Annotated in this window: 9 protein-coding genes; all 9 read left to right on the top strand. The window is 32.7% G+C overall.

Annotated features, from left to right (window positions below; all coding sequences use genetic code 11):
- Positions 1-19: 19 nt before the first annotated feature.
- The 9 genes from ACNQGB_RS04800 to ACNQGB_RS04760 all read left to right on the top strand — a co-directional run bounded on the left by ACNQGB_RS04800 (position 20) and on the right by ACNQGB_RS04760 (position 14,510).
- Positions 20-1,849 carry a PAS domain-containing sensor histidine kinase gene (locus tag ACNQGB_RS04800; protein WP_417943750.1) on the top strand — a complete coding sequence of 610 codons (1,830 nt, stop codon included), beginning with the start codon at positions 20-22 and terminating at the stop codon, positions 1,847-1,849.
- The gene (locus tag ACNQGB_RS04795; RefSeq protein WP_417943749.1) at positions 1,839-2,240 is read left to right on the top strand and encodes a response regulator; all 402 of its coding nucleotides are present in this window, start codon (positions 1,839-1,841) and stop codon (positions 2,238-2,240) included. The genes ACNQGB_RS04800 and ACNQGB_RS04795 overlap by 11 nt, the downstream gene beginning before the upstream one ends.
- Positions 2,241-2,306: 66 nt before the next feature.
- Entirely contained in the window at positions 2,307-3,218 is a 912-nt protein-coding gene (locus ACNQGB_RS04790) for an ABC transporter ATP-binding protein (RefSeq protein ID WP_417943830.1), read from the top strand.
- A 3-nt stretch (positions 3,219-3,221) separates the two neighbouring features.
- A complete protein-coding gene (locus ACNQGB_RS04785) occupies positions 3,222-4,058 on the top strand; it encodes an ABC transporter permease (RefSeq protein WP_417943748.1) in 837 nt (278 codons plus the stop codon).
- 11 nt (positions 4,059-4,069) lie between these two features.
- A complete protein-coding gene (locus tag ACNQGB_RS04780) occupies positions 4,070-6,400 on the top strand; it encodes a choice-of-anchor L domain-containing protein (protein ID WP_417943747.1) in 2,331 nt (776 codons plus the stop codon).
- 24 nt (positions 6,401-6,424) lie between these two features.
- The gene (locus ACNQGB_RS04775; RefSeq protein ID WP_417943746.1) at positions 6,425-11,374 is read left to right on the top strand and encodes a T9SS type B sorting domain-containing protein; all 4,950 of its coding nucleotides are present in this window, start codon (positions 6,425-6,427) and stop codon (positions 11,372-11,374) included.
- Between the two features lie 766 nt (positions 11,375-12,140).
- The gene (locus ACNQGB_RS04770) at positions 12,141-13,730 is read left to right on the top strand and encodes a hypothetical protein (protein WP_417943745.1); all 1,590 of its coding nucleotides are present in this window, start codon (positions 12,141-12,143) and stop codon (positions 13,728-13,730) included.
- A 157-nt stretch (positions 13,731-13,887) separates the two neighbouring features.
- Positions 13,888-14,244 carry a hypothetical protein gene (locus ACNQGB_RS04765; RefSeq protein WP_417943744.1) on the top strand — a complete coding sequence of 119 codons (357 nt, stop codon included), beginning with the start codon at positions 13,888-13,890 and terminating at the stop codon, positions 14,242-14,244.
- An 83-nt stretch (positions 14,245-14,327) separates the two neighbouring features.
- A complete protein-coding gene (locus tag ACNQGB_RS04760; RefSeq protein ID WP_417943743.1) occupies positions 14,328-14,510 on the top strand; it encodes a hypothetical protein in 183 nt (60 codons plus the stop codon).
- The last annotated feature ends 113 nt before the right edge of the window (positions 14,511-14,623 follow it).

The following is a 14,623-nucleotide window of genomic DNA, read 5'->3' as shown; positions in this document are numbered from 1 at the left end:
AATCCTTAAAGTTCTACTAATGAAAGAAAAACTTGACCTTTACATCAAGGCTGCACAGTCTGCTAAAATAGGAATCTGGAAAATTAATTTGCAAACCAATGATGTTTTTTGGGATGCAGTCACTAAATGTATTCATGAAGTACCCATTGACTACAAGCCAGAGCTTGACAAGGCATTAAATTTTTATACTCCAGGGAAAAATCGTGATCGGATTAAAGTACTTATTGAGAAATCAATCAATGAAGGGATTTCTTTTGAGAGTAAATTTCAGATTATGACTGCTAAAAACAACATCAAGTACATAGAATGTATTTGCCAGGTTGTATTTAAAAATGTTAAGCCTATCGAGCTTTTAGGTACATTTCAAGACATAACAAATGAACAGAATTTAATAAATGAATTGCAATATAATGTAGAGAAATTCTCTTCTATTTTTTCTAGTGCAAATGATGCCATTTTTATCATTGATACTTCAAATGGACAAATCAGTGACTGTAATCTTAGATCGACAGAACTTACTGGTTATAGTAATGCAGAATTAAAAGGCTTGCATAATTCAAAATTATTTCCAGATGAATTTAAAAGAGACATCCGTTATTTTCTGAAATATAATTTAGATAGAAACGAATATACCATCAATGAAACCGTTATCAAAACAAAATCTAATGTGATAACACCCGTTGAGATAGCTTCCGGAAAAAAATTTAAAGTCGATCAAAAAACCTACGTTGTATGCTTTATCCGGGATATTAGCGAGAGAAAAAATGCGGAAAATAAATTAAATTTACTGTCACTAGCAGCTTCAGAAACAACGGATACCCTTGTAATAGCAGATAGAAATGGGGAAGCGGTTTGGGCAAATCAAGCTTACTTAGATTTAACTGGTTTGGCTATGGAAGAGGTTATTGGTCAAAAACCTGGTTATTTATCTAAGGGTCCAGAAACTGATTTTACAGCTTCAAAATTAATGAGAGAAGCCATCAAAAATAAAGAAAGCATTAAAATCACAATACTAAATTATAATAAAAATAAAGAGAAGTATTGGTTTGAATTAAACATTACAACTGTATTTGACAGTAACAATAATTTTATGAATTTTATAGGCGTAGGTCGCAACGTGACACGACGAATTGAAAAGGAGCTTGAGATGAAACGATTGCTAGAAGTAACCAGCAATCAAAATAAAAAATTATTTAACTTCACTCATATTGTTTCTCATAACATACGCTCCCACGCCAGTAATTTATCGATGGTGGTAGATGTTATTGAAAATACTGATGATATTGACGAAAAGCTTTCTTACTTTGAATTATTTAGAGAAGGAACAGAAAAATTATCGGAATCGATAGAATATTTGAATGAAATTATAACCATTCAACAAAAAACAAATGTTGAAAAAACTAAAATTCATTTAAAAAGTGAAATTGAAAAAACAAGAATGGCATTGAGTCTAGCCATAAAAGAGAGTAAAATAACAATTACAAATACAATTCCAGAGGGTGTTATCGTTAAGGCCATTCCTGCTTACTTAGATAGTATTTTTCTTAATTTATTTACAAATGCTATTAAATATAAATCCCCAAAACGCAATGCAACTTTAAATATTTGTTATGAAAAAATAGATGGGTACTCTGTGATTAACTTTCGAGACAATGGATTAGGATTAGATTTAAAAAAAAATGGACACAAAATTTTTGGAATGTACAAAACCTTTCATGGTAATGCAGATGCTAAAGGAATTGGATTATTCATTACAAAAAACCAACTCGAAGCTATGAATGGTAAAATAGCAATGGAGAGCGAAGTGGGTCATGGTTCTAATTTTAAAATTTATTTAGATGAAAAATAAATTAACGTACATTATTGATGATGATAAATTGACCGTGAAATTAATGAGTATTCTTATCTCTAAAAGTAAGTTTTGCGAAGAAATTCATTCATTTTATAATGCCCAATTGGCTATAGATACATTAAAAGAAAATCGTAATAATACTTCAATTCTTCCAGATGCTATTTTACTTGACTTAAATATGCCCGTAATGGATGGGTGGCAATTTTTGGATGAATTTATTCATTTGCCGATACAAAAAGAAATTTCAATTTTTATTATGACTTCTTCCATAGACCCTGCAGATATTGAAATGGCAAAAAAATACGATGTCATTAAAGATTATATTAAGAAACCTATAACTGCAAACAAATTAGAGTTGCTGTGCAAATTAATTGGTGAAATGAACTAATTATAGCTTTCCCCGTAACAATTTCCAAACTTGTTCGTCCTATGTTAAACCAAAAAGATGAACCCATTGGAAACAATACTCTCTATCAAAAATCTCCACAAACGTTATGGCTCCATTCAAGCTCTAAAAAACGTTTCTTTCGACATACACAAAGGCAATGTTTACGGAATTCTGGGCCCAAACGGCAGCGGAAAATCAACAACATTAGGAATAGTTTTAAATGTAGTCAACAAAACTTCTGGTGAATACAATTGGTTCAATGGAACTATAGAAACCCATGAAGCGCTAAAAAAAGTAGGTGCCATTATTGAAAGACCTAACTTTTATCCGTACATGACTGCTACAGAAAATTTAGAATTAGTCTGTAAAATCAAAGGAATTCAATCTTCAAAAGTTATTGAGAAACTAGAGTTAGTTGGTCTTGTTGAGCGACAAAATAGTAGATTCAGTACTTTTTCCTTAGGAATGAAACAGCGCTTGGCAATAGCCTCTGCATTACTTAATGACCCAGAGATTTTGATTCTTGACGAACCCACAAACGGTTTAGATCCGCAAGGAATTCATCAAATTAGAGATATTATTAAACGAATTGCATCCCAGGGAACTACTATTTTATTGGCTTCGCATTTATTAGACGAAGTCGAAAAAGTATGTACCCATGTGGTAGTTTTAAGAAAAGGAGAAATTTTATATACTGGTTTAGTCGATGGCATGTCAGCTAATGAGGGCTTTTTTGAATTACAAGCAGATGATGCTGAGAGTTTAATGGCGGCTGTAAAAACCCATTCGGCAGTAAAGAATGTTGTTAATGAAGATGGAAAGATTTTAGTTTATTTAAAAAATGACTTGGAAGCTAAAGAATTAAATCGTTTTCTTTTTGAAAAAAACATTATTCTCAATCATTTGGTTAAGCGCAAAAACAGCTTAGAAGAACAATTTTTAGAACTGACTAATTCCAATTCAAATTTCAAAAACTAAATCATGAAAAGATTACTCTCCATAGAATTACAAAAAATTTGGAAAAATAAAGCCAGTCGAGTTTTAACGTTGGCGTACTTTATTCTCTTAACTTTTATAGCATTAATAGCATCTATAAAATTTGATCTCGGGATTTTTAAATTTCACTTAGCCGAAATGGGAATTTTTAATTTTCCATTCATATGGCATTTTAACACCTATATTGCAGCCATTTTGAAACTTTTTTTAGCCATCGTAATTGTGTCTATGATGGCAAATGAGTATAGTTATGGCACACTGAAACAAAACTTAATTGACGGAATGAGTAAAAAAGAATTTATACAATCTAAATTCTTAACTGTCCTTTTGTTTGCCTCAGTATCTACTGCTTTTGTTTTTTTAATGTCACTTATTTTAGGACTTAGTTACTCCTCGTATACCGAGTTTAGCATCGTTTTTTCTGGTTTAGAGTATCTTCTGGCATACTTTGTAAAACTAGTTGGTTTTTTCTCTTTTTGTTTGTTTTTAGGTATTTTGGTAAAGCGCTCTGCTTTTGCGCTGGGATTTCTTTTAGTTTGGAATATTATCGAAGGAATTATTAATGGAGTTTTAACTTTTAAAGTATTCCCCAATAGCGAAACTGCTGCAACAATTACACAGTTTCTACCTATGCAATCCATGTCGAATTTAATAGTAGAACCTTTTACGCGATTATCCGTCGTAAAAAACCTAGGGACCCAAATTGGTCTGGATAACATAAAAGAATACAATGTAACTTTATTATCTATTTGTATTGTTTTATTTTGGACAGTAACTTTTGTTTTCCTTTCCTATCGATTATTAAAAAATAGAGATTTGTAGTATCTTTACACATGATGAAATGTGTAAAATTCATATTATTATCTATTTTAATCAACTGCACATTATTTGACGCAACAGCTCAATCTATTGTGGTTAATGACTCCTATACAGCGCAACAACTTATTGAAAATGTCTTAGTAAACAGTTCTTGTGCAACTGTTTCAAATTTTACAGTAAAAGGAGATCCTTTCTCAGGTAGTCAAAACAGCTACGGATATTTTAGTAATCAAGGGGGCAGTTTTGCTTTTACTGAAGGAATTGTTTTAAGTACTTGGAGTAGTCAGAATTCGCAAGGACCTTTTGTAAGGAATCTTGGAGGAGGAAGTTCTGCTTGGTTAGGTGATGCTGATTTAGAAAAAGCATTAGATATGTCAAACACCATAAATGCAACCGTTTTAGAATTTGACTTCAAAGCTTTAACAGACTTTATAAGTTTTGATTATCTGTTTGCATCTAATGAATATCAAGATGATTTTCCTTGTAATTACTCTGATGGGTTCGCTTTTTTAATCAAAGAAGTAAACACTACTACTTATGTAAATTTAGCAGTGCTTCCGGGCACAAACATACCTGTTTCTTCAAAAAACATACATCCAACAATTAATCCTGTTCCGAATTCGTTAGAACCAATAAAGAGTTGCGGACCTGAAAACGAAATATTTTGGGGCGGCTACACTACAGCGACTAGTCCCGCAAATTATGCTGGGCAGACTAAAATCTTGACTGCACAAACAAAAGTGGAGCCAGGTAAAACATACCATATAAAATTAGTAATCGCTGATGAAAGAAACCGATTTTATGATTCTGCGGTTTTCCTCAAAGCAGGCAGTTTTTTACCAAAAATTGATTTAGGACCAGACCGATTATTAGCTAATAATAATCCCATTTGTTCAGGCGAAGGATATACCATCGATGCTAAACTTCCAGCTAGCCTTGGTTATACCTACAAATGGTACAAAGATAATGTTGCATTTATAAATAATTCTTCCAGTTTTACGGCAACAAGTCCAGGTACTTATAAAGTAGAAGTCCAATTAACTCCGAGCTGTATCACAACAGCAGAAATAAAAATCGAGTTTGCAGCAGCAATAGTCTTAAACGATACAGCACTATCACAATGCGATTTAGATAGTGACGGTATATCAATTTTTAATTTAACTAAAGTAGATGCCATTGTAAAAAATAATGCAGCCAATCTAAGCGCAGTCGTATACTACGAAACATTAGCAGATGCTGTGGCAAAAATTAACCCAATTGTTAATCCTACAGCATACAGCAATAAGGTGGTCAATCAGTCCGTTTTTGCACGAGTGAGTAATGCTTTCGATTGCGTAAATTATGCCGAAGTAAAACTCCTCATCGCGAGTACTGCTATTGCACCTCAAAATCCAATTACTACCTGCGATACTGATGGAACGTTAGATGGATTATCACAATTTGATCTAGAGGCCCACGCAACTCCTCAAGTTCTTAAAGGATTACCTTCGGGACTGATCGTAGCGTATTTTTTAAACCCACAAGATGCTATTACACAACAAAATCAAGTTCTCAATATTTTTAATAATACGATTCGAAACCAACAAACGATTTATGCTCGCATAATAAATGGTCCAGATTGTTATGCAATCACACCTATAGAACTTGTTGTGAATTCTTTTGACCCTCCTAATTTTCAAGATGAAACTGTAGGTTTATGTGAAGGCAATTCGATAACGATAGCTGTAGACTCCAGTTTTACAAGTTATTTATGGAACACAGGAGCAAGTACCAATACCATCGCTATTACCACTCCTGGTGAATATTCTGTTACCGTCACCAATGCTAATGGTTGTTCAAAAACAAAAAAATATACGGCTATAGTTTCAGAAATTGCAAGTATTACAGGAACAATAGTAACTGATTTTTCTGGAGAAAAAAATTCAATAGTCATTACATATACGGGAATTGGAAATTATGAATTTTCTATCGATGGTATTTTTTTTCAAGAATATCATACCTTTAGTAACATTGTTGCCGGTGAATATACAATCTACGCCCGTGATAAAAATGGATGTGGTTTGTCAGTACCAAATACAACGTACGTTTTAGATTATCCAAGGTTTTTTACGCCAAATGGAGATGGTTATAATGATTTCTGGAAGATAAAAAATATTGATAAATTTGCCCAAACAAACTTATTTATTTTCAATCGTTATGGTAAATTACTAAAGCAATTAAACACCTCAGATATAGGATGGAATGGAACCTTTGATGGAATTTCATTACCTGCTGATGATTATTGGTTTAAATTAACTTTTGAAGATGGAAAAATTGTAAAAGGTCATTTTTCTTTGAAAAGATAAAACTAATTTTCCTATTTTTAGCCCATGAAAAAAACAATACTCATTTTATTTACTTTTTTATCAATTGGCTGTTTCGCACAATTCAGTAAAACACATTACATACCACCGGTAGCTTGCGCCACAAATATAGCTGGCGACCAGTACTTATTCATTTCTACGCCAAGTACTACCAATGTTAATTTTAAAATTATGGCAATTGGAGGCGGTACTATAACCGGTGTGGTCAATAAGACAACACCCTACATTTATACCATTGGTCAGGGCCAAGATACACAACTGGTAACTCCAAAAACGAATATTGGCATATTAAGTAACAGGGGATATATCGTAGAAGCTGAGGATTTAATTTACGTCAGCGTAAGAGTTAATGGTGGATTTAATCAGGGTAATAATTCCTTTGCACATGCGGGAGGATTAGTGTCTAAAGGAAATAGTGCATTAGGTAAAACTTTTAGATTGGGCGCGATGTTAAACCCACTTTTAGACAGCAGCTTACTCAATTTCGCCTCCATTTTATCCACTGAAAACGGAACCAAAGTAACTATCTCTAGTATTCCTAATGGAACAATATTGTCTAATGGAACTGTCATTTCTGGCGATATTGTAGTTACTCTAAATAAAAATGAAAGTTACGTGCTGGCAATGGATAACTCCCCAAACACTACACCATCAAACAGTTCAAAAATGATTGGTGCTCTAGTAGTAACAGACAAACCGGTTGTTGTGAATTCAGGTTCGTTTGGCGGGAGTAATAGCACATTTGTTAATGGTCAAGGGCAACCAACGGGTAGAGATATTGGTTTTGACCAAATCGTCTCAGCAGAAAAAACTGGCAAAGAATATATTTTTGTCAAAGGTCTTGGCACAGATGAAATAGAACGTGTGCTATTGATCGCAAATGAAGACAATACCAAAATATTTTTAGACGGGGTTACTCTTTTTAAAACACTAAATAAAGGTGAATATGCTGATATTGACGGAGGCAAATTTACTAATGGAAACTTATACGTAACTACTTCTGAAAGCGTATTTGCCTACCAAAGTATTGGAGGAAGCAACACAAGTAATAATCCGCCTGCCAATCAAAATTTATTTTTTGTACCACCAATAAATTGTTCAACACCAAATATTGTTGATAATATTCCATCTATTGAAAAAATTGGGAATACATTTTATGATGGTGGATTAAATATAGTAACGGAGACTGGCGCAACTGTAACTCTGAATAATAATCCTATTTCAGGCCCCGCTGTAGCCATAGTTGGAAATCCTAATTTTGTGCGCTACACAGTAAATGGTTTGTCTGGAAATGTTACCATAAAATCTACTAGACAGGTATATGTTTCGTACTTTGGAACAAATGGAGCAGCTACTTATGGAGGCTACTACTCAGGATTTGATACAAAACCAGAAATTGTAAGTAATAATATTGCAGTTTCCAATTCAAATTGCATCCCCAATGTTATTCTAAAAGTAAGTTCACTTTCATCATATGATAGTTTTGAATGGTATTTCAATAACGTTGCCATACCTAATACAAACAGCAATTCTTATTCCCCAACTCAACCAGGTTACTATCAGGTACGAGGCAGTATTTCAGGATGTAATTCTCCACCTGTATTGTCTGATTTAATCCCTGTTAGTACCTGCGAAACAGATACAGATCTTGACACCGTAAATGACAATGTTGATCTTGATAATGACAAAGACGGTATTACTAATTGTACAGAATCTTATGGAAATCAAGTTATAGACATCTCCAATTCTTCTAGTGGAACGGTAGCAGTTGGTCTTTACTCCAATTCATTTTCTGGAACAATTACCACGTCAACAACTGCTAGTACAACGCCATTTATAGGCAGCAGTGACGGAAGTTTTATTTCTAATGTACCCGCAGGAAAAGGAAACTTTGTTAGTTATAAAATGACTTTCTCCAATCCAATCAGTTTGGAAATGAAATATATAAATACAGCAGCTCCAACTGATTTATTGAATGCAGATGCTGAGTACATAGTGAATTCAGATATTAATAAAACCATCACGTTATTAAATCCAAGTGACCAACTATTGATTGACACTAATTATGACGGCATTTATGAAAGTGGAGTAAAGCAATTTTCGTCATTTGAAATCAGATTTAGATTAAATAGTATTACTCCATTGGCTGCAGGAACAGCAACATTTCAGTTTCTAACCAATTTATCGAAATCTATTACTTTTACACACAAAAACTTATCCGATGCTAACGCTAATAAATCAACATTAGCTATCAATGCAGTGTGCGTTCCTAAAGACAGCGACAATGATGGGATTGCAGATCAGTTAGACAGCGATAGCGATAATGATGGAATTGCTGATAATATTGAAGCGCAACCAAACACTGCAGTAGCTGCAACAAATAGCGATACAAATAAAAACGGTATCGACAACGCGTACGATCCAGGGCTAACACCAGTGGATACTGATAGCGATGGAATTCCGGATTATTTAGATTTAGATAGTGATAACGATGGAATTTTTGATGCAATAGAAACGAGAAATGACCTTGATTCTGATGGAATAAAAAATTATCGTGATTTAGATATTGATGGTGATTTATGCAGCGATGTTATCGAAGCCGGATTCTTAGACCCAAACAATGACGGAATATTGGGCAATAGCCCAGTTACAGTAAATACTAATGGTCAAGTAACTAGCGGTACGGGATATACAACACCAAATAGCAATTATAATACCGCTGCGCCTATAGCTATAACTACACAACCAACAGTTTCGCCAACTTGTAAACAACAAAATGCGGTAATTACTCTAGCTGATAATGGCGGAAACACCTATCAGTGGCAAGTTTCGATCAATGGAACAACATGGACTGACATTACAAACAATACAATGTATGCAGGATCAACCACAAATAAGTTGACTATTAACAGCGTAACAAACACAATGAATGGATATAAGTACCGCGTAAAATTAGACAAAATAGGAAACAGTTGTGGTTTACTTTCAAATGATACTACTTTAATCGTTTATACGTTACCAACTGTAAATAATATAACCATCATTCAATGTGACGATGATTTAGATGCGGTAACCACATTTAATCTAACGGTAAAAAACGATGAGATTTCAAGCAATTTTGCAAATGAAACCTTTTCTTACTACACCTCATTTTCCGGCGCTACAATGGCAAACGCTTCAGAGTTAATTAGTACGCCCAAAGCTTTTACGAATACAACACCCGGTATGATGAAAGTATATGCCCGAGTACTTAATTCTAATGGTTGTTTTAGTGTAGCTGAATTGACTCTAAAAGTTTTAGCAACACAAGTCCCTAGTACATTCAATAGAAAGTTCACGCAATGTGACGATTTTTTAGACATCAACGGCAATAATAATGCAAGCAATGATAAAAGAGATGGCGTAAGTACTTTTGACTTTAGCAGTGCAGAAAAGGATATAAAGAATTTATTACCAGCGGGAAATTATACAATAACATTTTATCGCAACCAAGCCGATGCACTAGCAGAAACAAATGCAATCAACAATATATCTAATTACAGAAATATTGGTTATGCAAACACCCAAGAAATTTGGGGCCGAGTAGATAGTGATACAGATAATGCTTGTTATGGCTTGGGGCCGTACGTATCGCTCACTGTTGAAAAACTTCCGTTTGCAAACGCTGTGACTATTCCTAGACAATGTGATGATGACCAAGATGGAAAATATACTTTTAATACAGCTACTTTAGAATCTGATTTAGTTCAAGGACAAACTAGTATTACTGTTACTTATTTTGATCAAAATAACAATTCGTTATCAAGTCCATTTCCGTCAACCTACACTACAGGCACACAAACGATAAAAGCAGTTGTGACTAATAATTCAACATTAAAATGTTTTGACGAGACTTTGATAACATTCACAGTTGACGATCTTCCGGAAGCTTTCCAAGTACCTGTAAATTTAACAACCGTATGTGATGATGAATTAGATCCTTTCTTACAAGATGGCAAGTTTGCGTTTGATACTAGTACTTTTCAGAATACGATTTTAGGAAATCAAACAGGGATGATTGTAAAATATTTTGATGCAAATGGAGCTTCACTATCTAGTCCGTTACCAAATCCCTACATTAGCAACACCCAAAACATTAGAGCTGTTGTAGAGAATCCTGCTAACCCAGCTTGTAAAGCTTCAATTACTTTACCTTTCATAGTAAATAGTTTACCCCCAATAAACTTAAATGCTGATGGATCCGAAAACGAATTGGTATGTTCTAATCTTCCTACTTTTTTTGTAACACTAAATGCTGGAATTCAAGACGGATCCCCAAGTACTGACTATACCTATGAGTGGTTTAAAGACAATGTTCTTCTTCCAAATGAGAACAACTACACCTTAGATGTAAATCAAGAAGGAACCTATACTGTGGAAGTAACGACGGTTTTAGGATGTTCTAGAATTCGAACTATAAAAGTTACAGCTTCTGATATTGCCAGTATTACCAGCATTGATGTAGTTGATTTAGCAGATACAAACACAGTAACCGTTAATGTATCAGGAAAAGGAATTTATGAATATAGTCTTGATTCGCCTTTTGGACCTTTTCAAGACTCCAATTTCTTTGACAATGTTACAGCTGATATTCATATAGTTTACGTTAATGATAAAAATGGTTGCGGAACGGTTAGTAAAACAATTGCTGTTGTGGGCGTTCCAAAGTTTTTTACTCCAAATGGTGATGGTTATAATGATTACTGGAATGTTAAAGGATTAAGTGCTAATTTTAATGGCAACTCCGTAATTTATATTTTCAATAGATTTGGAAAACTTTTAAAACAAATCATTCCAACAGATCAAGGATGGGATGGTACTTTTACAGGTCAACCGCTTCCTTCAGACGATTATTGGTACACCGTAAAATTAGAGGATGGACGAGAAATGAAAGGTCATTTTGCGTTGAAAAGATAATTTTTTCAACGTAACAAAATAAAAATTCGTTTGCATTATGAAATCGGCATTAACAACAGGTTTGTTGCAAACAAACACCGACAAATAAAAGGCGAACCGAGCGAAGCATACCACATAAGACCCCTAACGAAATAAATTTCACCTATTAGGAAAAGGCAAACTAAAGAGCGGATACTTTTATGTTTTATATAAAAATAATAGTGTATTCTTGATTTTGAACAAGGCATCGAAGATTACATTTGACCAAATAAAAAAGTTGTGGATTAAAACCAATAAAATTAGTTTTTTTTTCTAGAAGCACCACTTCTTTGCTCACCACAGGAGTGGGCACGCCATACGTTATATATTGCTGGGCGAACCCTACCTAGTAAGTACGCCACTTCCATAATGGCTATGCGAGTAAGTTTTGTTTTCATAACAAATAACAAATCATACAAAAACAAAAAAACTACAAAATAGCCTAACGGTTACTTTGTAGCTTTTTTATTTTTTGAAAAGCCAATCATTATAAAGACATTTGCATTAAAAGTCGGGAGAGTTTGACACGTTTACGGTTTTTAAGAACTTTAAAAAAAACGCAAAGCACGGAGACTTTGCGGAGCGGCGGTTTACAAGAAGTTTTCTGTTTTGCACAGTCAAACTTATATAATAACCCAAATAGAATGGATTGCAAATCCGCTATCGGGACTTTTTTTAATTTATAGTGGACACTAGTGATAATTATACGTAAGTTTGACCAATAATTTTAAACATTAATTATTTCATCATGAAAAAAATCTTTGTTGGCCTAACATTATTTTTAATTACTTTACTCAATGCACAAACCACTGTTGTAGAAGGAAAATTCACTACTGATAATGTCCCCGTAAATTATAAATATTTACCACAAAAAGATAAAATTGCAATAATGGACGGTAAACCTATAAAAAGCGCTATGATTTTAACTTCTTTTATAAACAATATAAATAGTTACGATCAAAATGGAGTTAAAACGAAGATCGTAGAAAACGAAAATCTAGTAAATTGTACATTTTCTTCAACTGAAAATTCCTTTAAAGCACTTGACGGTAATAGTAACTTCAAATTGAAGTTTAAATATTTCTTAAATGGAGTTTCGTCGGAGATTTTTGAAAAGAGTAGTTTTATTAAAGACGGTGATTTCTCTTTTGGAATGTTTGATACTTATAATAACCTTAATTATTACAATGATTACAGATCATATTTTTTGAAAAAACACTTTCCTAGTTCTTTTAATGATTTTTATGAACTAAGCTTTACAAATCAAAAAGAAAAATCAGATATTAATTTTGTAAAAGATGATCTGTATTTGGAAACTTTTGATCTTCGTACCAAACTAAAAAATAGAGTTAAATTAGAAAAACCAGACTTGTCTTTACTCATTGGAAGTCAATTTGTAAAATCTAAATATGACTTATCATTTAATTGTAGAGTGAATGATAATGAATCTTTTGATATGATTACGAAGTCTTTAGCTACTGATTATAAAACAGCTACTTTTTACAAAACAACTTATGGACTTAATGGCGAAAAATTAAAAACAATCGCTTTTAATACTCATTTAGACAATTCCTTTTTTGTGTATTCTAATAACAAAGCAGGCAGATACGAGATAAGTATTGCCTCACCTGGAAATTATATACCCTCTGTGTATTATAATAACAAAGCAGGCAGATACGAGCAAAGTAATGCCTCATCTGGAAATTATATACCTTCATCGTTAGAATTTTTAGACGATTTATCAGTTAACAATTATTACGAAGACCGTAAAAATGGAGACGTTTATGTTTATGGATTATTTAGTGACAATATGCCAACAAAATATGTAGGACTGAAGAGTCCAAATGGATATTATGTTTTCAAATTCGATAAAAACGGCACAAAAATATGGGAATCTATAAATCGTATTGACGATAGTGAAGATTTTAACAAAGCCATACTTGTCTTATTAGAAGTGGGGATACAAGAATTTAATGGAAATTTAATCTTTTCTGCTACATATAATGATAAGCGTGAATATTTACATTATGCTGTTGTAAATAAAAAATCGGGAAATATTCTAAAATCAAATAAAGTCATTTTCAATGAGGATACATCCCACTATTATAGCGATAAAATGTTTATAATCAATACTTTTGAAGATAAGCAATTTAAAAAAATGACATTTTCTACAAACAGTATCATCGCATTAGATTTATCTCAAAATTACTTGAATTATATTAAGAAATTAACAGCTGATAAAACATTATATTTTGATACTATTTTTTCAGATAATGGAATTTGGCTGGTTGAAACTGATAACAAACAATATTATAAAGTAAGTCATCTAAAGGATTGAAAAATGATAAAGCTATTTCAGTAGAATCTATCCTAGCTTATTGTAATTGAACGAATGCTTAAAACGCTTTAACTACAAGTTATTCACTATTTAAAGTAATAGAACTACTTATATAAATACGATCTATTACTTTAAAAGGTGTTATAAAAAAATAAACATGAAGAATTATATCAAATATCTCGCAATGCTACTATTGATTTTAGGATCAATGACGAGTGAGTGTTTCCCTAATTCTGAAATCAGCTCTACTTCCTACTATCAAGACTTTAATCTCAAAAAAAGTACTGAAGCAGAAAATCTAAAAGGAACAAAATTTATTTGTGACACAATTCATGATGTAAAATCAAGCTTTAAAATTAGTCTAGATATTAATTCCAAATATCTTAATCTAGCTGATGTTTTATGTTTTACAAAATTTAAAATACAGAGTGCATTGTTTCAAACATTACAACCTGTTCTGTATCAAAAACTATATTTAAAAGCGTTATTTGATTCCATTAATTACACCTTATAATTCCAAACTTAGTTTGAAATTTATTTTTAAATCTTTTTTGTGATTTAAAAAAATAAAAAGGTGTTTAATTAAACGAAATAAAAATGCGTAAACTTAAAAACACAAGTAGCCTAACTACTTGCATGAGAATAATTACTGGAATAAAAAAGAAAATAATTGTAATAGTTACTTCAATAATGCTTGGATTTGCGATGGGATTGCATGAAAATAAAAGCATACTCCATAAAAATTCAAAACAAACCGAGTGGCAAAATAAAAAAGAATAAGAATTTCAAAGACAATTCAAGTTTCTTCTCACTATTTATCTTCTTAAAAGTAGATTCTCTTATACCACTGATGGGAACGGCATCCTTTTATAACACTCCTTTATTGGGGTGGT

The sequence above is a fragment of the Flavobacterium frigidum genome (assembly GCF_048286795.2).
This window is presented reverse-complemented; position numbering and strand designations above follow the sequence as displayed.

Excerpts from the sequence above, each read along its gene's own strand:
- ACNQGB_RS04800 (WP_417943750.1), top strand. The coding sequence starts at position 20 with ATGAAAGAAAAACTTGACCTTTACATCAAGGCTGCACAGTCTGCTAAA.
- ACNQGB_RS04795 (WP_417943749.1), top strand. The coding sequence starts at position 1,839 with ATGAAAAATAAATTAACGTACATTATTGATGATGATAAATTGACCGTG.
- ACNQGB_RS04785 (WP_417943748.1), top strand. The coding sequence starts at position 3,222 with ATGAAAAGATTACTCTCCATAGAATTACAAAAAATTTGGAAAAATAAA.
- ACNQGB_RS04780 (WP_417943747.1), top strand. The coding sequence starts at position 4,070 with ATGATGAAATGTGTAAAATTCATATTATTATCTATTTTAATCAACTGC.
- ACNQGB_RS04775 (WP_417943746.1), top strand. The coding sequence starts at position 6,425 with ATGAAAAAAACAATACTCATTTTATTTACTTTTTTATCAATTGGCTGT.
- ACNQGB_RS04770 (WP_417943745.1), top strand. The coding sequence starts at position 12,141 with ATGAAAAAAATCTTTGTTGGCCTAACATTATTTTTAATTACTTTACTC.
- ACNQGB_RS04765 (WP_417943744.1), top strand. The coding sequence starts at position 13,888 with ATGAAGAATTATATCAAATATCTCGCAATGCTACTATTGATTTTAGGA.
- ACNQGB_RS04760 (WP_417943743.1), top strand. The coding sequence starts at position 14,328 with ATGCGTAAACTTAAAAACACAAGTAGCCTAACTACTTGCATGAGAATA.